The organism is Geodermatophilus sp. SYSU D00965 (genome assembly GCF_054050075.1).
This window is the reverse complement of record NZ_JBJGYQ010000020.1, coordinates 68,054-87,798: the sequence shown is the minus strand read 5'-3', so window position 1 is coordinate 87,798 and position 19,745 is coordinate 68,054. Positions and strand designations below refer to the sequence as shown.

Annotated in this window: 14 protein-coding genes; 5 read left to right on the top strand and 9 right to left on the bottom strand. The window is 67.0% G+C overall.

Annotated features, from left to right (window positions below; all coding sequences use genetic code 11):
* Positions 1 to 65 precede the first annotated feature (65 nt).
* The 4 genes from ACI789_RS18525 to ACI789_RS18510 all read left to right on the top strand — a co-directional run bounded on the left by ACI789_RS18525 (position 66) and on the right by ACI789_RS18510 (position 3,220).
* A complete protein-coding gene (locus ACI789_RS18525; RefSeq protein WP_457010835.1) occupies positions 66 to 725 on the top strand; it encodes an arsenate reductase/protein-tyrosine-phosphatase family protein in 660 nt (219 codons plus the stop codon).
* Positions 726 to 839: 114 nt separating this feature from the next.
* Positions 840 to 1,595, top strand: a complete 756-nt coding sequence (locus tag ACI789_RS18520) for an SGNH/GDSL hydrolase family protein (protein WP_457010834.1) — start codon at positions 840 to 842, stop codon at positions 1,593 to 1,595.
* Positions 1,596 to 1,783: 188 nt separating this feature from the next.
* Positions 1,784 to 2,386: a hypothetical protein gene (locus ACI789_RS18515; RefSeq protein ID WP_457010833.1), complete on the top strand. Its 603-nt coding sequence runs from the start codon at positions 1,784 to 1,786 to the stop codon at positions 2,384 to 2,386.
* Positions 2,387 to 3,025: 639 nt separating this feature from the next.
* The gene (locus ACI789_RS18510) at positions 3,026 to 3,220 is read left to right on the top strand and encodes a hypothetical protein (protein WP_457010832.1); all 195 of its coding nucleotides are present in this window, start codon (positions 3,026 to 3,028) and stop codon (positions 3,218 to 3,220) included.
* 975 nt (positions 3,221 to 4,195) lie between these two features.
* On the opposite strand, the gene ACI789_RS18505 is transcribed toward ACI789_RS18510, so the two are convergent.
* From ACI789_RS18505 to ACI789_RS18475, 7 genes are all read right to left on the bottom strand, one after another.
* Complete coding sequence (locus tag ACI789_RS18505) at positions 4,196 to 5,677, bottom strand: polysaccharide biosynthesis tyrosine autokinase (protein WP_457010831.1); 1,482 nt, start codon at positions 5,675 to 5,677, stop codon at positions 4,196 to 4,198.
* A 95-nt stretch (positions 5,678 to 5,772) separates the two neighbouring features.
* Positions 5,773 to 7,221, bottom strand: coding sequence for a sugar transferase (locus ACI789_RS18500; RefSeq protein ID WP_457010830.1), 1,449 nt, complete (start codon positions 7,219 to 7,221; stop codon positions 5,773 to 5,775).
* A 1,337-nt stretch (positions 7,222 to 8,558) separates the two neighbouring features.
* The gene (locus ACI789_RS18495) at positions 8,559 to 9,329 is read right to left on the bottom strand and encodes a glycosyltransferase (RefSeq protein WP_457010853.1); all 771 of its coding nucleotides are present in this window, start codon (positions 9,327 to 9,329) and stop codon (positions 8,559 to 8,561) included.
* Positions 9,330 to 9,625: 296 nt separating this feature from the next.
* Positions 9,626 to 10,783, bottom strand: coding sequence for a glycosyltransferase family 4 protein (locus tag ACI789_RS18490; protein ID WP_457010829.1), 1,158 nt, complete (start codon positions 10,781 to 10,783; stop codon positions 9,626 to 9,628).
* Complete coding sequence (locus tag ACI789_RS18485; RefSeq protein WP_457010828.1) at positions 10,773 to 11,654, bottom strand: nitroreductase family protein; 882 nt, start codon at positions 11,652 to 11,654, stop codon at positions 10,773 to 10,775. The genes ACI789_RS18490 and ACI789_RS18485 overlap by 11 nt, the downstream gene beginning before the upstream one ends.
* Before the next feature lie 143 nt (positions 11,655 to 11,797).
* Positions 11,798 to 13,156 carry a flippase gene (locus ACI789_RS18480; protein WP_457010827.1) on the bottom strand — a complete coding sequence of 453 codons (1,359 nt, stop codon included), beginning with the start codon at positions 13,154 to 13,156 and terminating at the stop codon, positions 11,798 to 11,800.
* Positions 13,153 to 14,577: a polysaccharide pyruvyl transferase family protein gene (locus ACI789_RS18475; RefSeq protein WP_457010826.1), complete on the bottom strand. Its 1,425-nt coding sequence runs from the start codon at positions 14,575 to 14,577 to the stop codon at positions 13,153 to 13,155. The genes ACI789_RS18480 and ACI789_RS18475 overlap by 4 nt, the downstream gene beginning before the upstream one ends.
* Before the next feature lie 163 nt (positions 14,578 to 14,740).
* Between ACI789_RS18475 and ACI789_RS18470 the strand changes: the two genes are divergently transcribed.
* A complete protein-coding gene (locus ACI789_RS18470; protein WP_457010825.1) occupies positions 14,741 to 16,207 on the top strand; it encodes an O-antigen ligase family protein in 1,467 nt (488 codons plus the stop codon).
* Positions 16,208 to 16,381: 174 nt separating this feature from the next.
* On the opposite strand, the gene ACI789_RS18465 is transcribed toward ACI789_RS18470, so the two are convergent.
* Both ACI789_RS18465 and ACI789_RS18460 read right to left on the bottom strand, forming a co-directional pair.
* Complete coding sequence (locus ACI789_RS18465; protein ID WP_457010851.1) at positions 16,382 to 18,373, bottom strand: acyltransferase family protein; 1,992 nt, start codon at positions 18,371 to 18,373, stop codon at positions 16,382 to 16,384.
* 175 nt (positions 18,374 to 18,548) lie between these two features.
* Positions 18,549 to 19,640 carry a glycosyltransferase gene (locus tag ACI789_RS18460; RefSeq protein ID WP_457010824.1) on the bottom strand — a complete coding sequence of 364 codons (1,092 nt, stop codon included), beginning with the start codon at positions 19,638 to 19,640 and terminating at the stop codon, positions 18,549 to 18,551.
* Between the last annotated feature and the right edge of the window lie 105 nt (positions 19,641 to 19,745).

Genomic DNA, 19,745 nt, shown 5'->3' with positions numbered 1-19,745 from the left:
CTCCGGTGCGCGACGCGCCGGGCGCTTACTCATGCAGAGGGCGTTGTGTACTTACGGTCACCGACATGCGCCTGCTCTTCGTCTGCACCGGCAACATCTGCCGATCCCCGCTCGCCGAGCGGCTCGCTGTTAGTTGGGCGGAACAGTCGATGGGGGCCGGGGCGGCAACTGTGCACATCCGCAGCGCCGGCACCGACGGCCTGGACGGCAAGCCCATGGACAAGCGAAGCGCGGCGGCGCTGACCGAGCTCGGCGGCGACCCGACGGGGTTCACGGCGCAGACCGTCCACCCGCGGATGGTGGACGAGGCCGACCTGGTGCTCACCATGACACGACGGCACCGGCGGGTCCTGCTGGCCGATGCGCCCCGGGCCATGCGGCGCACCTTCACCCTGCCCGAGGCGGCCGACCTGCTGCGGACGGCGGATCTGCGCGGCCTCGTCGAGCTCCCGCTGCACCTGCGGGCGCGCGAGCTCGCCGCCCGGCTCAACGACGGGCGGGCCCGGCGGCGTGGCCACGAGTCCGACGACGTCTTCGACCCGATCGGCGAGTCCTCGGCCGTGCACAAGCAGGTGGCCGACCGCATCGCCCGCAAGCTGCGCCCCCTGGCGGACGTCCTCTTCGTCGAGGACCGCTCCAGCGGCGGGCCGATGCCGCTGCCGCCGAAGCCGGCGCTGTACACGCGCCCGCCGGTCCGGGAACTCGTCACTCCCCGACCGCGCTAGGTCACAGCACGGGCGCGGCGCCCCGTCGCTGCCCGTGATCACGCCGTCACCGCGGTTACAGTCGACGGCGTGCTCGGCCTGGCGCGCCCCCCGCGATGGGGCATCGTGACGCTCGTGACGCTCGTGATCGTCAACGGCGTCCTCTTGACCTACCTGGCGCTGCGACCTGCCCCGCCCGACCCACTCGCCGGCCGCTCCGCCCTGCCCGCGGCACAGACGGCCGACGCGCCCGCCCCGGCCGAGCCCACGGTCCAGGAGACCGCGGCTGAGGAGGAGCCCACCACGCCGCCGGTCCTCGCCGTCTACGGCGACGGCTACTCGGCCGGATCAGCGCTCGGCGGGCAGGGCGAGACGGGCTGGCCCGCCCTCGTCGCCCGGCAGCTGGGCGCCGACCTGCGGCTCAACGCCGTGGCACGCGCCGGCTACGCCGCCGTGGGCGCGAACGGCCAGGACTTCGCGGGGCTCGTGTCGGCTACCCCTGTACCGGACGCCACGGTGACCGTGGTCTTCGGCAGCCGCAACGACCTGGGCAGCCCGGTCAGCGCCGTCGCCGGGAACGCGACCGAGACCCTGCAACTGATCCGTCGAAGCGCCCCGAACACCGAGCTGGTCGTCGTCGGCCCGGCGTGGAGCACCGCGGATGCACCTGCGGACCTCCTCCCCCTGCGCAACGCGGTCGCGGACGCCGCCCGAGCGGCCGACGCGACCTTCGTTGACCCGCTCGCGGAGGGCTGGTTCGCCCAGCCCGGCGTGCTCATCGCACCCGACGAGGTCTCCCCCACCGATGCCGGGCACGAGTTCCTCGCCTCCCGCATCGCACCGGTCGTCCAGGAGGCCCTGTCGGCAGCAGGGAACCCGACGGAGAACTGAGGGGCCCCGCCGCGCCGGCTCCTGAGGGCCTGTGGAGGCCCTCAGGAGCTCCCTGGGTGGCTTCCCGGTCGGACCCTCGAGGGATCCTTGCGGGTTCCCCGGTGGGAACCCTGCGGCGGGGGCCGCAGAGTCGTCGGCGTCGGCGGGAGCACTCGCCGGTCAACGGCCCGACTCGGAGACGCCCCCTCATGTCCACCACCGCTCGCCGGAACACCGCGAAGAAGATCGTCGGCACCATCAGCGTCGTGGGCGCCACCGCCGCCGTCGCCGGCCTCGGCACCTTCGGCACCTTCACCGACAGCACCACGCCGGTCGACACGAGCGTGGCGACCGGCGTCGTGTCGATCGCGCTGTCGCCCGCGCGTGAGGCCACCGTCCCCGTCGTCTCGGGTGGGTGGGTACCCAGCGACACCTACGCGCGACCGATGGACCTCGTCAACGACGGGACGACGGCGTACGGCTCGGTGAGCCTCCGGTCGGTCGCCACGGCATCGAGCGCGCTGGACACGGACCGGGCCAGTGGCCTCCAGCTGACCGTGCGCTCCTGCTCGCAGGCCTGGGACGTCGCAGGCTCCGGCTACTCCTGCGCCGGCGACGTGACCGACTTCTACTCGGGCCCGATCGTCCTGGACCAGGCCCTGGACGGCGCGGCCAGCCTGGCACCGGGTGGGGTCGACCACCTGCTGGTGACGGCACACCTGCCCGCCGGCGCCGACGACCGCTTCCAGGGCGCCTCGAGCGAGCTGAGCTTCGTCTTCACCGCGGTCCAGCGGGGTGGCACCGCCCGCTGATCCCACCGCCGGAGGCGGCCACAGACTGCCGGGCCTCGCCCGCAGCGGCAACGGGGGACGCCGCCGGGCGGGGTCCGGTCCCTCACCGCCCATCCGGGTTTCGGGGGCCGCGCTGTTCGACCCGGTGAACGCCGAGCCCGCCGGCCAGGCGGCCGCCCGGACGGCAGTCGCTTTCCTGCTGCGCGTCTGGCTCTTCGGCGGCTGAGGCCGTGGACGTCGCCGGCCTTGCCACATCGACGCACCTGACGCCCCTGCCAGAGACGGTCACGGCGCGCCCTCTCGTCACCTGGCGCCATCTCCGGGAGGCTCCGCTGTCAACGTGACGGGAAGGTGCCGATCCCGCTCTCGGCCTGGCGGGTGCGCTCCTGCTGAAGCTGCGTGTGCTCCTCAGTGGGGGTGCAGACGCGTCGGGCGACGCCGGACGAACAGGACTGAGCCCGCCGCGGCCGGCCTGACCGACGTCTCCTGTGGCGTTCCGAGTAGGCGCTGGGAGTACCTCGGCGCCTCACGTGCGCCTCAGTTGCAACACTGCGGCGTGGCGTCTTTCCGGAACTCGTCCTTCCCTCAGGATCGGCGGCGGATCGGGGAAGTCAGCGCCGTCACCGGAGGCGCGAGCCCGACGCGGCGTTGGAGGGTGTCGTGTCCTGGTGGCACTGGTTGCTGATCGTCTGGCTCACCCCGGGCTTCCTCACCCTCGTCGTGCTTGCGATCGGGACGCTGACCCAGCCCCTCCGTGACGTCATCCAGCACAGGCGTGGTCGGCTTGCGGCGCCGATCGCACTCCCCGCCAAGCCGATCGCTGGCGCGAAGTTCAGCCGCGAACTCGCAGCCTGACCGCCCGCGCTGGCGGGGCCTGGTCGCAGGCGCAGAGGGGCGGCACATAGACACGCTGTCTGGCCACGATCTAGCCGAGCGGCAATCGCGGCGAACTGAACGATGCTCGGCTTGAGGATCACCGGGGTCCGCCCCACGTCTTCACTCCCCGAGGCATCACCAGGATCACCATCTACCACGCCGAGCAGCCGGTCGGGACGACGCTCAGGTTCGTCCTTCCCCGCACCTACCGCCGGCCACGAACGCCTCGGAGTGACGTGAGGCCTGTCCGTGGCGTCGCCGCGGGGCATCTATGTTGGCGGCGCGGCGACCACATGTCGGCCGACCAGCCGCCGGTGCGAGAGGTGGTGACGAGTTGGAGCTCGGCGCCGGTGGCCCCGGAACAGGTGGCCACACGGATCAGTTGAGCCAGGCGATGGGCTGCCGATGCGCCGGGGCTCAGGCGGTGTGGTCCTCCGGGTAGGCGGTGACCGGGTCGACGGTGATCCCTGCGGCTCGGGCCCGCCGGATCATCTACACCCCCTTGGCGCGGACAGTAGCGGCCATGCCGAGGGCGGTGTCGTTGTGCGTCCAAGGACACCAGCAGCTCGTCGAGCTCCTAGGAGAGGACGTCACGGTCGAAGCGGACCACCTTCGGCGGTGGTGTGGCTGCTGAGGCCGGCGTTGTGGACCCGGGTTGAGTCGCCCGTCGGAGGCCGGCGCGCCCCAGGTGGCCCGGGACAGTGTGCCGGCCCGCTCCTCGCTGATGACCGGCGCAGGCAAGGACCAGTTGCTGGTCGTGATCACCACAGGGTCGGCCCAGTCGAGAGGCCGCCGGCGAAGGTGGAGTCACCGGGAGTCACGCCTCGGAGCCGAGTGGTAGCCCCTCGAACGGGCTCTGAGGCCGCCCTGTGGAGGCCTCAGAGCCCTGAAGTAATGCACCTCGCGTCAGCCGGTGCGCGGGGTGCGACGGGTCGCTGGTGAACGCGGTGGAGGTCAGCGACCGGCCGCCCGCGGCGAGGGGCGCTCGTCGCGGACGGGCGGGATGGGGGCGGTGTGGTGCGGGAGAACCTTCCGGCCCTGCTTGTTCGTCGGGACGCCGTCCACGCCCTCGGTCTGGGGAACGGCGTCGTACGCATAGCTGTAGCCGTACCCGTACCCCTCCGCCGCCCGCGGCGGGATGCGGTTCAGCACGATCCCCAGGAGTTTCGCGTCGATGCGGTGCAGGTTGAGCGCCGCCTGCTCGAGCTGCGCCCGCGTCGTCTCGCCGTGGCGGGCAATGAGGATGGCTCCGTCCGCGATCTTGGAGAGGACGGCACCGTCGGTGACCGGGAGGAGCGGCGGGGCGTCGATGACCACGTAGTCGCTGTCTTCCCGCGCCTCCGCGAGCAGGGTCTGCATCTGCTTCGAACCGAGCATCTCGCTGGGGTTCGGCGGCATCGGCCCGGCCGCGAGCACGACGAGGCTCCCGTCCCCGTAGGGCTGGGTGAGCTCGTCGAGTCGCGCCGTGCCGGCAAGCACGTTGGAGAGGCCAGCACCGCTGATCATGCTGAGGTAACGGGTGACCCGCGGACGGCGCAGGTCGGCCTCGATCAGGGTGACCCGCGCGCCGGACTGGGCCAGGACGACAGCCAGGTTGACGGCCACCGTGGTCTTACCTTCACCCGGGAGCGAGCTGGTGATGACGATGGTGCGGGCCGGGTGGTCGACGTCGAGGAACTGCAGGTTCGTTCGGATCTGCCGGTAGGCCTCAGCCGTCTCCGAGTAGCCGTCCTCGTCGTCGATGACGTGCTGCTCGTGGAGCGCCGGGTCCTCCATCAGGGCGCCGACCACACCGACGCCGGCCAGCTTGGCCACGTCGTCGGGGGTCTTGACGGTGTTGTCCATCCGCTCGCGCAGGACGGCCGCGCCGGCACCCACGAGCAGTCCCGCCAGGGCACCCAGGGCCAGGTTCCGCACCGGCTGTGGCGTCGTCGGGCTCTCGGCGACCTCGGGCGTCTCAGTGACGGTGACCTTGACCGTGGAACTCGCCGCGCCGTCCGGCGTCTCCAGCTCGGTGACCATGTCGGTGAACTGGTCACCGATCGCGGCGGCGATGTCCCGAGCCTCGGTGGCGGAGGGTCGGGTGACGGTCACCTCCAGCAGGACCGTGTCGGGGATGGCGCTGGCCGATATGTCCTGAGTCAGCTCGCTGGGGTCGTCGGTGAGCTCCAACTGCTCGACGACGCGGCCGGCGAGCCGCTCCCCGGTGAGGAGCTGCACGTAGGAAGTGACGCGCTGCTGGGAGAAGAGGTTTCCCTGGTAGGCGGTCGACGTGTCGTCGGTGCCGGTGGTGGAGACGAACAGCTGGGTGCTCGACGTGTGCTGCGGCGTTGTTTGCCAGGTCACCACCCCTGCGGCCACGAGACCCACGAGGAGACCGACGGCGAGCAGCCACCAGCCGCTGCGGAGCGCCTGGATGACGTCCTTCAATTCCACGGACGGGCCTCACAATCGAGCAGGTCTTGGGGAAGAGCGCCGTCCATGGCCGAACCGAGCGTCCCCGCTTTCTCACCGAGGGTACAGGGCAGAGCTCAGTAGGCCCCGGAACCGCCACGGACGGCGCCGACGGTCTTCCACAGGATGAACAGGTCCATCCAGAACGACCAGTTCTCGACGTAGCGGACGTCCATGCGCACCGAGTCGTCCCAGCTCAGGTCCGACCGCCCACTGATCTGCCACAGCCCGGTCATGCCCGGCTTGACCAGGAAGCGGCGGTGCATGTCGAAGCCGTAGCGCTCGGTCTCGTGCGGCAGCGGCGGGCGCGGGCCGACGAGGGACATGTGCCCGAGGAGGACGTTGAACAGCTGGGGGAGCTCGTCGAGGGAGTACCGGCGCAGCACTCGGCCGACTGCCGTGACGCGAGGGTCGTTCCGCATCTTGAAGAGAACTCCGTTGCCCTCGCTGCGCGCCGCCAGGTCCGCGAGCCGCTTGTCGGCGTCGACATTCATCGAGCGGAACTTGAGCATGGGGAACGTCTTGCCGTCGCGCCCGACGCGATACTGCTTGTAGAAGACAGGGCCCCGGCTACTGAGACCGACCGCGAGAGCGATCGCCAGCAACACCGGCGACAGGAGGAGCACCCCCAAGCAGGCGGCGACGACATCGAAACCGGCCTTCGCCGCCCGCCGCGCACCGGTCAGCTCGGGTCGCTCCATGTGCAGTAGCGGCAGGCCGGCCACCGGACGGATCGCCACACGCGGCCCAGCGATCTCGGTGACCGCGGGGGCGAGCAGCAGGTCGGCGGAGGTCCGCTCAAGCTCCCAGCCGAGCCGCCGCAGGGCCGGGCCCTCCAGTTCGGGGCTGGGCAGAACGGCGACGACGTCGACCTCGTGCTTCCGGACGACGTCGATGACCTCCTCGAGCGACCCGAGCACGGGCAACCCGTCGAAGGCCCCGCCATTGCCGCCTTCCGAGCGAGGCAGGCAACAGCCGATGACGTTGAGTCCCTGGTAGCGAGTGCGGTCGATCTGGCGGTGCAGGGCGGCGACACCGCTGCGATGCCCGACAATGAGAGTCGTCTCCTGACAGCGGCCGCGACCGCGCTGGCGGTGCAGCCGTTGCCGTCGAGCGTAGCGCTGCAGAAGCGTGAAGAGGGTCGCCAGCGGCAGGGCGATGACCACGAAGCCGCGCGCGATGTCCCACTTCAAGGCCCAGCTCGTTGTGCCGAAAGCGGCGAGCACCCAGATGCTCGCGGCGAGCACACGTCGGAACTCCTCGGCGCCGACCCAAAGGAAGCGGTGCTCGTAGGTGCGGGCCATGTACATCGCCGCGGTCCACGCGAATGGCATCGCCGCTGCAACGGCCGCTGCCTGCGCAGGGCCAGACTCGTTGAGCGGGTTGTGGCCGAAGCGAGCGCCGACGCCAATTAGGCCGGCTACCAACGCACACAGCGCGTCCCCAGCGGCGATAGAGGCGACGTACCGCGTCCGCCACTCCAGACGTGCGAAGGTTGCTCCACCGCGGAGCCGCTTGGACGCCACGGGGATGGAGTGGACCGTTTCCACTCCGGCTGCGTACTCATCCACGCTGCCGGCAACCGCCACTGCAAGTCCCCCGCGTGTCGTCCCCATGCTTGTCACAGCCCCCAATCGGAGAACGGCCGCATCAATGCAACCGGCCTCGTGCTCCGGAGCGTCCGGGACCCGCGGCAACGGTACCGATCGGTTCCCCACCGCGGCGTGTGACATCGATCCCTCTCGAGCTATGGGCAGAACGGCGCAAGCCTCCTGCGGGAAGCGCCCGTTCCGAAACTAGGTGCACACCGCATCGAGCCGGCAGTCTTTGATGTCTACGAAATAACTAGCGGCCACTGGCAAGCTCTGCAGCGGACCTGGTGCTGCTGTGACGCGGGAGATATGAGCGTCGCCTGAGGCAGGGCTCGGCGGGACGCTCACTCGTGGGCGTGTCCGCAGCGCTTCGAACAGCCGATGTGAAGTCCTCACGCTGACGTAGTAGTCAAACGGCCCGGGGCACGCCGGACGGCGAGCCGATGACAACTGCGGGGCCTCTGCCTCAACGGTCCAGCCGCCCGCACACCAGCCCGAGCCGAACCGCCGCTGAGGTGGAGGACCGCATCGCCGAGCTACGCCGCCGGGGAGCGTCCGGGCCCAGCCTGAATCGGGCGCCAAGCTGGGGGTCGGCCCGCACCGTATCTCGGGTGCTGATACGTCGCGGGCAGCCTCGGCTGTGCGTTTGAACCGGATGACCGGTGTGGTGACCCCGTCCACGAAGCAAACCGCGGACCCGCTACAAGCGGGTCCGGCCCGGCGAACTGGTGCCCATGGACGTCAAGAAGCTCGGCCCCATCCCGACGGCGGAGGCTGGCGACCACGGCCGCGCCGTCGGAAGCACCAGCCGCACACCGGGCCTCCGGAGTCGGCTACTACTACGTCAACTCCCGCTCAATTGCCTCACCCCGCCTGGCCTACTCCGGAATGCCGCCCGATGACAGGGGCGCCATCTGCCCTGGCTTCCTGGCCCACGAGCCGGGGCCTGCTTCGCCGCCCAGAGCATCTACCGCATCGAGCGAGTGATGGCCGACAACGCCTGGGCCTTCAACTACTCCTCCGCGCGCGCCTCGCTCGGAGCCCTGCCCAAGTTCATCAAGCCGCACTGCCCCTCGCGGAAGGGCAAGGTCGAACGCCTTAACCGCACCTTGGTCACCGAGTCGGCCTACCCCGCGGTCCCCACTAGCAACGACGAGCGCCCCCGCCCGCGTCCCCTGCATCGAGCACTACAACACTCAACGCCACCCACAGCCCGATCGGCGAAATGCCACCGATTAGCCGCCTGACACCGGCCTGATGGCTCGACACACCTAGTGGGTGTGCCCGGGCAGATCCGTACGAATCGCGATGGCGTCGACCGAGGCGGCGATCGTGAGGGCGCGAGCATTGGCTGCGACGTGATCAGAGACGCGTTTCCACAGGGCAGGGTCCCCCAGCAGGGCCTCGACCGCCAGACGCCACACCGCGGGGTCGCGGGTGGGCATGACGAACCGACGGAAGAGTTCGCCATCGCGGTACAGCAGTGGAGCTACACCGAATTGTGCGCTCACGACTACGGGCAAGCCGTTCATGGCCGCCTCTACCGCACTGCGCCCGAAAGCCTCCCGATGGGACGTCCCCACGTAGACGTCCGCGTCCTCCCATAACGAAGACGGGGCCGACCAGCCGGGCAGCGCCACGCCGGCGCGGGCGCGAGCCATGACGTCAGTCCTAAGCGGACCATCCCCGTGCATCACTACGCGCGCATCCACGCCCGCCATGGCATCAACGAAGAGAAAGGGGTCCTTATCTTGGGACATCCGCGCGGCCCAGGCCACCGTAGGGGCAGCGCGCAGTTCGAAATGACTCCGCGGCTGCTCTCTCACGCCAGCGGGTACCAGCGTCGGCGCCGCCAAGCCCGTGTGCTCCGCTAGCACTGGCGTGGTGACCCAGCATCCGTCGGCCCGGCTCCAAGCCGATCGCTCGAACGCCCTCCACAGAAGGCGCTTGGCTGCGCCTGCCTCTGTTCGGTCCGGCCACGGAAGCCCTCGGAGGAACACATACCAGCGGGGTCGTCTCACGCCAGGTGGCCATAAAGCCATGGCCTGGTCACTCTGTGGCAACAGCGTCACCACAGCGTCACTCGCGCGGACGAGTGGGTGGGCCCTCAGGACCCTCGCGAGCCGTGCAACCGCCCGGGGACCTTGCGGCAGATCCGGCAGTTGATGGATCCCGGGCGGGAGTTGACCGTCGTGTGGCGTCACCTGCCCTCGTCTGAACCCCACGAGAGCGTTCCAGTCCCAGCCGCGGCCACGCGCCTCCTCGACGGTCTCCACCGTTGATCGATAGACGCCCCCTCTCGTCATCAATGGGGCGGCCACGAGAAGCAGTCGTTTCGTCATTGCAACCGCCTGAGGAACTCGTTGACCGCGTCCGACACCGCTGGAGCTCGGTACACTTCTGCATCACGGCGCGCAGCCCTCGCCATGGCCCGCGCAGCGCCGGGGTCCGCAATCACCCTCGCTATTGCGCCAGCTATATCCGCGGCCTCTGCAGCGTCCACGAGAAGACCCGTCACGCCATGCCGGACCACCTCTGCGGGGCCGCCGGCGTCGGCCGCGACCACTGGACGAGCGGCTGCCATTGCCTGCACCACCACCTGACCGAAAGGCTCAGGGATTTGACTGCAGTGCACTACTACGTCTGCGTCACTCATCAGACCTGGCACGTCGACCACGTGGCCAGCGAAGTGGACCCGATCGTCGATACGCAACTCCCGAGCCAGACGTTTCAGGGACGCCTCGTAGTCGTGCTCCCCGAACAGGGCTCCACCAGCCACGGTCGCTCGCCAGTCAGTCGTGACCTCATTAAGAAGCGAAAGCGCTTCCAGGAAGCGGTGCTGCCCCTTCCATTGCGCGAGGCGGCCGACCATGACGACGTGAGCGGGGACTCGCGGCGCTGCGAGGGCAGGGACCTCGAAGAAGGCATCCGCCACTGGCGAGGGGATGACGGCGTGGGGAGTGCTCAGAGCGCCGATCGAGGCGAGCGTTGACGAGGAGTTTGCTATCCAGGCGTCGACTCGGCGTCGGAGAAGGGCGCGGATGATCTTGGCTCGCACGCAACCGAGGTACGCCTCCGACAGCTGGTCTCTGACGTGGAACACGAACAGTCGGCCCGAACGCCGCGGAAGCGTCGCGGCCACGAGTGCGCTACGGAGAGTATTCGCATACACAGTGTCCGGACGTTCGTCGTCCAGGACGTCGGCGTACTCCCTTCGCACGAACCAGGCGCGACGAATGAGACTAATCAACCGCCCGCGTCGTCCAATTCTTGGCGATCTCGCCGCCGAGACGCTCACGGACACGTCTGGCAGTTCACGGAGGGCAGCGGTGAAGTCGCCCTCCTCGTCGGAAACGACCCTCGCGCCCGGGAGGGCCCCGCACCTCATTGCCTCCAACAACGCGATTTCACCGCCGGAGAGCACGGCCGTGTGGCTCAGGACGACCACCCGGCCTGGCACCGCGACCTCCACAGAACCCCGCAGGTCAGGTCTCACCGTGGCGACTCCTCAACACCTCGAGGCTCCGCTTGTGCGAACTGGGTATGAGGCCCTCCTGATCCGCATACCCGATCGCGATAAGCATGATTACCTGCTCGTCCCGGCCCAGCGGGACGTACCGCTGGAGATCCCGGTATCGACTACTCTGGTCCGGCCAGTTGATGCAGCATGACGACAACCCTTGCGATTCGAGGGCGAGTAGTAGGCCCATGGACGCCAGGCCCCCGTCGACGAAGATCGCGTGCCTGTCGAAGGCGTGCCTGTAGCCGGCCAGACTCCCGATGACGACAGCTACACACGGCACCTGGTGACTGAATCCCCTGGTTCCACCGGCGGTGGCCAGCACGGGCTCCGTGGCATCGCAGCCGTAGATGAGGTGGAAACGGACGTTCTGTCTATTGCAGGCACTTGGAGCCTCCCGCGCGACATCAAGAGCGGCATCGACCACCGCAGGCTCGACCAGCTGAGGGGAAAACCACCTGACCGACCGACGTCGACGCGCCAGTCCGCGCAACTCGTCCAGCGTCACCGAACTTCTTGCGTAGCTGGATCGTGGGGCCGGGGCCAACTGCACCTGCCCCGTCTGGTCATCGCCGACACGGAAGCACGAGCGGGCCGCGTGGAGCCACGGTTCGTCAACTTCCGCATGGACCTTGAAGTACTCAACCAGAACCCCTATGGCCCACGCCCGGTCCTCTACGGGCAAGACGCCTCCAGCGTCCAGACGGCGGAGCCGGTCGACAACCTCAGGTACGATAGCGCGCCCGAAGGGGATACGACGGGGCTGCATAATGAGCCCCTTCTCGATTCTGTGAATCCCACGACGCAGCTCCGTGACCTGCGCGTGCGCGGCTCCTTCCATCGTCATCGCGCGCCCCCACGCTACGGCCGCCGCCTCCCTCCAGTGGGAGACCATCTGCAGCAGTACAGCAAGCCGATGCCACCCGGGCAGTCGCACGCGACGGATGGCCATGTGCTCGATTGCGTTGAATACCGCTGATATACGGGCTCTCACGCGTCTACCTGCCTTCTAGAGGTGGCCATCTCGTGCGCTAGTCGGCCAGCCAGACCGCCCGACAGTTGCTTCGGCACGCAGGAAATCAGAATCATTTGAAACATCGGTCGGGAGCGCTTCGTGAGGACGAGGAATCCGACCCCGCTCACCGCGTAAGAGAGCACAGACGCCCAGGCGGCCCCGATGATGCCGATCGCGGGTACCAAGGCCAGATTCAGCGCGATGTTCATGAGCGCGCCGGCCCCGTGCGACACGAGCGACAGCTTGTAGAGGCCCTCGACTATGAGCCAACGGGACACCGCCGTACGGACGAAGAGAAATACGCCGCCGAACACGTGCCACCGAAGCACGTCAGCCGCCCGGTCAAATCCACTTCCATATACGAGCCCGACGACGTACGGCGCCACCATTGAAATAAGGACGGCTCCGCAGACGGCGGTCCAGATGAGCCTACGCAACAGACCGGACAGCGCTGCACCATAGGCAACGGCGTCGCCCTTGGACATGCGCACCAGCGTCGGGAATCGCGCCGTGACTATCGCCATGGCGAGAACAGACCACGCCTCTGACAATCGCGTCGCGGCAGAATAGGCGCCCACGCTGCTGACCGATGCCAGCCCTGCAATCAGTAGGGCATCCGCCTTGAGATTCAATTGGGCGAGTCCGCCCGACACCAGAATTGGCCAACTCTTACGCAGCAACCCGTGCAAGAGTCCCATATCAACGCGAATTACCTCATCCGTGCCGCGCCATCCCTCAGCCTGCCGCACTGCGAAGTCGACTACTGGCAAGAGATACAGAAGGCAGTAGTCGAGCGCATATCCAATAGCCACCCAGATGAGCGGCGCGCCGGACACTGCTACGGAGATCTTGAGTCCAGCGGACAAGCATAGTCCGACCAGTCGTAGCACAACGAGGCGATGGAATTCGTTTCTGGCCTGATAGAGAGCGTCTACTGGGTCAAGTGCTGAGAACAAGAAGCCAGTTGCGATGACCATGGCGAGCGAGACCACACCTGGATGCGTGGAGAGGATGGTGAGGCTCGTCATGAGCCCTGCCAGCAACACGGTTCCAGCGATTAGCTTGGCGGTGGCGACAGTCGACACGAGCCGCAGGCCCTCGACACCCGAATCCACCAGCTCACGAACGAGTACGCCGCTCAGCCCAAGCGCGGAAAACCCCATTACGATCGTGACTGCAGCAACGGCCGTCGTGACCAGTCCCAGGCCCTCAGGGCCATAGGTTCTAGCGACCAGGACGGCCACCACGAAGCCGCTGCCCATTCGGAGAATACTCTCTAAGAGCAGCAGCGCCGAGCTACCTCGCCTCTCCGCTCGCGGTGTCTCCCCGCTCACCGGCGCCACTGGTGCTGATCGAGGCGCTCGAGAACGTCTCGCCAGAGAAGATCCTGACCCTTTTCCAGATCCGCTTGCGCGGCTTTGAGCCCTGCGCGCGTGGCCGTTGGGTCAAGCGCATCGACCAAGGCGAGCGTATCTTCGGACTCGTATGGGTCAGCGAGCCCCCGATCCACCTGATAATCAGCCATGAGTGCGGCGTACTTGTGCGACCAGCTGTGTCCAATTGCCGGAACTCCGGCCGAGAAGGAACTGACCAGGGCATGGTACCTGCCCGCGATGACCAGATCGGCACCGGCGATGAAACCTTTGGCCTCGAGCCCGGAATTCGGCGACACGACTTGCAAACCCCCGACTTGTTCGGACACTGCTCGAAGGATCTCGGCATCACGAGGTCCCTCGTGGCACAAGCCGACGACGTGCCGTCGCCGATCGCGTAGCCCCCGCACCTGCTCTACCAGTGAACGGATGTATCGGGCGCGTCCATCGGTTCCGCCCCGAGCGGCCAGGTTCCAGTTCGGAACCAGGACGACGGCGTTGGCGAGGTCCCGTCGAGGTTCAACGTGGAGTGTCACCGTGATGTCGGGAACCCGCGAAACCTGCAGACCTGGGAGGATTGCGTGCGCATAATCAGCCGACCTCTCGTCGCGTGCGTAGACGAACTCCGCTGCTGACAGCACCTGCCGCGCGCCCGAAGCCACGTCCGGCCGGTTGAACGGACCGAGAGCCTGTGGCAGTAGACCCATACCCACGCCGCGACGAGTCCACCTTGATATGCGCCTGAGGCGAGCGACAACAGGCGCCATTCCCCATGAGTCCGTCAGGCTGTAGCCCGACGCATCGAGTACATAGTCGTAATGATCATCCGGCGCGTACCGCAGACCACTGGTGGACCAAGGGGGCAGCAGGTTCAGGCCACCACTCCTAAATTTACCCAGCCTGTCCATGGCCACGAGGCCTACGAGTCCTAGTTCATCCCGCGTGCCCCGGTCAACGTCACGGGCATTGACAACAACGCGGTGCCCGGCCGCCGCCAGTCGTTGACTCGCAGCGGCCAGGAGCAACTGAGCGCCCTTATTGGTCGAGTTCACACCGTAGAGCAATACGCGCAAGATCAGCACCTTCGACGATGGCGGATCGCCCGCCTGGCCAACCCAAGCGCGCCAACACGGCATGATAGGCGGACGCCACCACCGACAGACTTCACTCGTCACAGCCAGCACGGGCATCACATCGGTCACATCAACCGTAGAGCTGCCAACTAGCAGCAGGCGCGAATGTGCGTCGATGGCGCGTCTGCCGGCCAAGGCGCTAGAGGCCAATCCTACGACCGTCGACACGGCGGCGGTGTCCGAACGAGTCGCGCGAAGGCGCAGGAGATGCCCGGGTCCTTCGAGGTTGTCAACCGTCGAGACGCGCACCGGGCCTCCTCGGGCGTGGTCCCTCTGCGGTTCGGATGGACGCCGCAACACCCGCGTTGGGCCGCACCCTGCAGGAGAAGCCACTCGTACTTACGTACGCTGTGGCGAGCCGAGATACGCTACTGGGTCGAGGGGGGCACTGTCGGTGAGGGACTCCCGGATCGTGGTGTGCACCATCGCCTGCGCCACGCTGGCAGCGCTGGCTACAGCGTCTCTCAGCGCCACCGCAGTCGGGGCGGCCTTCGCGGCCCTTGCAGCGCTGTCCGCGGGCTGCTGGGCCGTTCTACGTATCGGCATGGCTGCAACGGCCGCCGTCTCATCACTCCTCCTGACCAGTTTTTCCGGTTTCCTGGAGCGAATAACTCCAGCCGCCGGCGTGGCGGGACAGGTGGGCGTGGTGACCCTGACAGCAACAGCGCTCACCGTCGGCACCCGTCTACGTCTCCCGCGATCCGTCGTTATCCCCGGCGCACTATTCATGCTGCTCAGCACCATCTGGGCGGCGGCCACGGTACTGGTTTCGCCTCAGTTCACGATGCGCGGCTGGCTCGCGCTGGTGTTTCCTGTCGTAGCGACTTTGGCTTTTGCGGGGGTGGTGACTCCACGTAGCCAAGAGGACGTGCCGAGGGCAGACCGCGCGACGCGAGCCATACTCATGAGCCTTGGATTGGTCATTGCTGCAGCAATCGCCTGGGCCGTCCGGCAATCGCTGACCGGACTGACGCCTGCCGAGGTCGCACAAGCGGTGGCCAGCCAGTCGACCTACGAGGCAGGGGAGTTCATCCGCCTCCCGAGCATTTTCGCCACCAACCAGGATTTTGGCCTCTTCTTGGCCGGAACGTCGCCTGCGGCGCTTGCCTTGGGACTCATGTCCACTGGTCGTGCACGTACGGCGTGCTTGGCCGTCTCAGGGACGCTCTACCTCGTCACGTTGTTGACCTTCACTCGCACCGCGTTGATCGCGGGGACGGTTGCTGGCCTGGGGGCGCTGTTGTGGTGGGGGGGACGGAGCGTCATCAGGCGCGTCGGAACGCTCGTCCTCATAGTCAGCTCAACGCTCGCGGCGGTGTTCGGTCTCCTGAGCGTGACACACATCCCGCGTCTCGAGGCAGCGCTGGAGCGCGCCGCGACTCTTGCGAATTTGGCTACTGACGAGTCGTACAACGCCCGCCTCGACGCAACACTCCCTCGGTCCATCGAAGCAGCCGTGCAGCATCCACTCGGCGCGGGATTGGGCGCCAGCGGTCCCATCAGCCAGCAGTTCCCGGCTGAAGCACCACTCGGTGTGCTTACCACCGACAATGGCTACCTGATGGTCGCTGTGCAAATCGGTTTTCTGGGCGCGGCCTTCTTCATTGGCATGCTTCTCGCAACGGTCCTCTTCCTTGGGCGCAGCGCGGATCGAACCAGCAAGGCTGGCGCAGCATGCCTTCTGAGTCTCTTGGTTGCAATGCTGACGGCGCAGTACTGGTCCTTGTCGGCACCGATGACGACTGTTGCAGCGATCGTTGGAGTCGCTGCGAGTCGTCACGCCAAGGCCGCCTTCGGGCATACGAATGAGGCACCCTCACGACTGGAGGCTGATAGCTGCCCCCGGGCGCACGAGAACACACAGGCGTCGCTCCCCTGAGGCAGCGACGTTATCGTTCTGGTAGCGAGCCACACCCTCGATGCGGTTGCCCCCGGGCTCTACGACATCGGTCCAGGCGCACTGTCGTCTTGAGATCGCCTACTCCTCGATGACGTCCGCTGCCCCGGTCGACGTATGTGCGCGCCCAGCTCTTACAGGTACGACCGGATCCGATCAGTGCATGACGCCGACGGCGGTACGCAGGCGCTGCACGAGGAGCTCGGCGATGGTCGCGGTCACGTGGTGCCGATCCCGGTACACCACCACGTCTGCCGCGAGGGGACTGCACACATCACCGCATAGCCACGGAGCGGTCGGCTCGAAGACCGTGCGTGCCCCTGCCGTCGCAGCCACCGCCGATCGCTCTGCTTCGTACATGTGCTCAGAAACAAGCAGCCGGACATCTTGGGAGCAGCGCTGCGCGTCCATTAGGTTGGCAGACAGGCAGTTGACGGGCGGAGCAGGCCAACTGGGAGTGTCGCCGAGTATCACGACTTTCGTACTCTGCGGGAGCTGGTCGACAAACCTGCGAAGGCCGTCAGCCCAATTCCGCAGGAAGGCCCCTCCCGAGACCACGAGGTCTTGGTAGCCCATCGAGTAGTTGCTCAATACAACGAGGTCCGGCTGGTCGCGGGCTATGCGTTGCACGACCGCATCCCGCCACTGTGAACACTCGCTGTACAGGCGGCCCAGGTGGGCACTCTCAACTGGCACCTCCGCCGCTGGGCAGGACGACTTCGTGAGGCTGGTCAAGGCCCAGTGATCTGATCGCGCCAATTCATCCATCGCCGGGAACCACTGAGCTGCGTGAGAGTCACCCACAAGGAACATCGACCGGTCAGCAGACTGGTCCCCGAAGCGACAGTCTGGCGGAACCACCGCCAGGAAGTCGGCATGGCAGCCGTTTGCGTAGGGCAGCGGGAGGTCGTCCAGGACGGCGGGCAGTGACGGGCGGACGTTCGCAGGGACGACGGTCGAGACGGGTAGCGTGGTCGCTGCTACACCAGAGGTGAGTGGTGTTACACGCACGTCTGTGGCGAGCCTTGGGAGAACCCCGACGAGGATGGCGGCAGTCACCCCCGCCGCAGTAAGGATGGCGCCGAGGCTGAAGTTGCGCACGGCGGACGCCTGCAGCGGACGAGCGCGCCGGATCGGGTTCTCCACCAGGCGATACGTCACCCATGCGACAAGCACGGTAAGAGCGACCACGACGGTCCGCTCGCCCGGTTCCAGTTCACCGACGCCAGCTGCCGCCAGGACGAGCAGCGGCCAGTGCCACAGATAAAGCGAGTAGGACAATCTGCCGACCAATTGCACCGGCCGCAAGGTGAGCACCACATCGGCAGATCCGTTGATGCGCCGTCCGCCACCCAGGATGGCGGCCACGGCTCCCATCACGGGGACGATGGCCATCCACCCCGGGAAGGCGAAGTCCTCCGTGAACGTTGCGGCCGCGGTCAAAATGATCGCGAGCCCGAACCAGGACAGAACGCGACCCACGGTATTCGAGAACCGAAGCCCACTGGTCGACAGTAGAGCCACCAAGCCCCCAGCCGCCAACTCCCAGGCCCGCGTCGGCAAGCTGAAGAACGCCCACGGTTGGCTCACTTGCGTGAGGTGCACGCACATGGCCAGAGATGCCAGCACGACGAGACCCACGACCAGACCGAACGCTTTCCTACTTCCCCTGCCTACGCGGTGCACGAACAAGAGCACTACCGGCCAAATCACATAAAACTGCTCCTCGACCGCGAGCGACCAGTAGTGCTGCAATACAGACGGTGCGTCACTGGCCAAGTAGTCGGTTCCAGCGAACGCAAACCACAAGTTTGACGCATAGAGGGCGGTCGCCACAGAGGCATGAGAGAGCTCAGTGAGCTCTAACGGAGCAAGCACCAGCTTTGCCAGCAGGATGGTTGCCAGCAGAACCAGCACGGCGGCTGGCAGGAGTCGCCGGATACGGCGCGCGTAGAAGGATCGCAGATCCACGCGGCCGGTCTGCGTCAGCTCTCTCAGGATGAGCGACGTCATGAGAAAGCCAGAGACTACGAAGAACACGTCTACCCCGACGTAGCCGCCGGAGAGCCAGGGAACACCAGCGTGATAGAGAACGACCAAGCTGACCGCGACAGCCCGCAGCCCTTCGATGTCTGGCCGAAATCGCACGCGCCTGGAGACCGCAGTCTCCGAATAGGCCCCAGCCACTCCCACCCGCTCCGTTCGTGATTTTGACTGGATTAGTGTCCGTCTAGACCCGCCATCGTGCTCGGGGCAATCCGCCTCGCCACTGAGCGAAGGCGTCGCTTACAGACGATCAATAAAGCCTCGACCATGCACGCGTCTAAGCTAGAGCTTGTGCCATCAGGTGAGTGAGACGCTTCATGTGCGACTGCGGACTGAAGGACGCTGCATGCTGCCGCAGAGCGTCCTCATCCCAGCGCATCCTCACAGCACGAGCGATCGTCGCCGCGAGGACGCTTGGGTCCTCGCTACGGAAGTGCAGTCCAGTCTCCCCGTCGACGACCGTCTCAAGAGCGCCGCCATGTCCAAGCGCCACTACGGGCGTCCCCAACCCGTTGGCCTCGATGGGGGTCAACCCAAAGTCTTCGCGTCCAGCCGATACGAACACGGAGGCATTGGCATACAACCACCTCAGCTGCTCGTCGTTGACCCTGTCGAGGTCTGTGAACATGCCACGGCTATTGGCGGTGCGTCGTCGGCCGCCGACGATCACCAACGGCATCCCCAACTGCGCGACCGCCTCCGTGATGAGTTCCACGTTCTTGTAGCCCCGACTGCGAGCAATGGCCAAGACATATCCTGGCGAAACGTGGGGCACGGCCGCGAGGGGCCCGTTCGGCGTCAGACCCACCGGCGGATGTACGACTTCAGCGTCGATTCCGTACGCGCGGTGGATCCTGTCCCGGATGAATCTTGAATTAGCTATGTAGGTGGTGGCACGCGCGGCCGCTCGCTTGTCCCAACCTCGCTGCACCGCCCGTACGGAACTGATCGCCAGACGGGCGCCTCGTCCGGCTCCCTTGGCATAGTCCTCGTGCGCCCACAGCCACCGAGCCGGGCTGTGACAGTACACGACCACAGGCTGCTCTGCTCGGATTCCGTGCGCAAACCCAGAGGAACTGACGAGGACGATGTCCGTGCTGGAGTCGACGGTTAGCGAAGAGAAGGCTGCAGGCATCGCCAGCACCGCCCTTCGGGGATCTCTCCTCGCGGGCGTCCAGTGCTGCAGGAAGCTGGTCGCGGTCACCCGCTCGGCCAAGGCTCGATATGTTTTGGCTGGTTCGACGACGGAAGTCAGGAGCGGAGCATCGGGAAACGCTTCGAGCCACGAGCAGACAACCCTCTCTGCACCCCCCATCTGTGTGGCGTAGTCATGGACGAGCGTTACCCGCACTACAGCGCCTTTCTCCATGCGCCCACGTTCGTCGTGTGCGCTCGAATGTTGACAGACCTAGGTGGTGCGGCGGCCGGCATACTCCGTGCGGGCAGTCAGCCGCGCCACCCGCGGCCCCACCTT

Bases quoted from the DNA above. Each gene is read 5' to 3' on its own strand.
- ACI789_RS18460 (WP_457010824.1), bottom strand. From the start codon at position 19,640: ATGGAGAAAGGCGCTGTAGTGCGGGTAACGCTCGTCCATGACTACGCC.
- ACI789_RS18495 (WP_457010853.1), bottom strand. From the start codon at position 9,329: ATGGCTTTATGGCCACCTGGCGTGAGACGACCCCGCTGGTATGTGTTC.
- ACI789_RS18525 (WP_457010835.1), top strand. From the start codon at position 66: ATGCGCCTGCTCTTCGTCTGCACCGGCAACATCTGCCGATCCCCGCTC.
- ACI789_RS18515 (WP_457010833.1), top strand. From the start codon at position 1,784: ATGTCCACCACCGCTCGCCGGAACACCGCGAAGAAGATCGTCGGCACC.
- ACI789_RS18485 (WP_457010828.1), bottom strand. From the start codon at position 11,654: ATGACGATGGAAGGAGCCGCGCACGCGCAGGTCACGGAGCTGCGTCGT.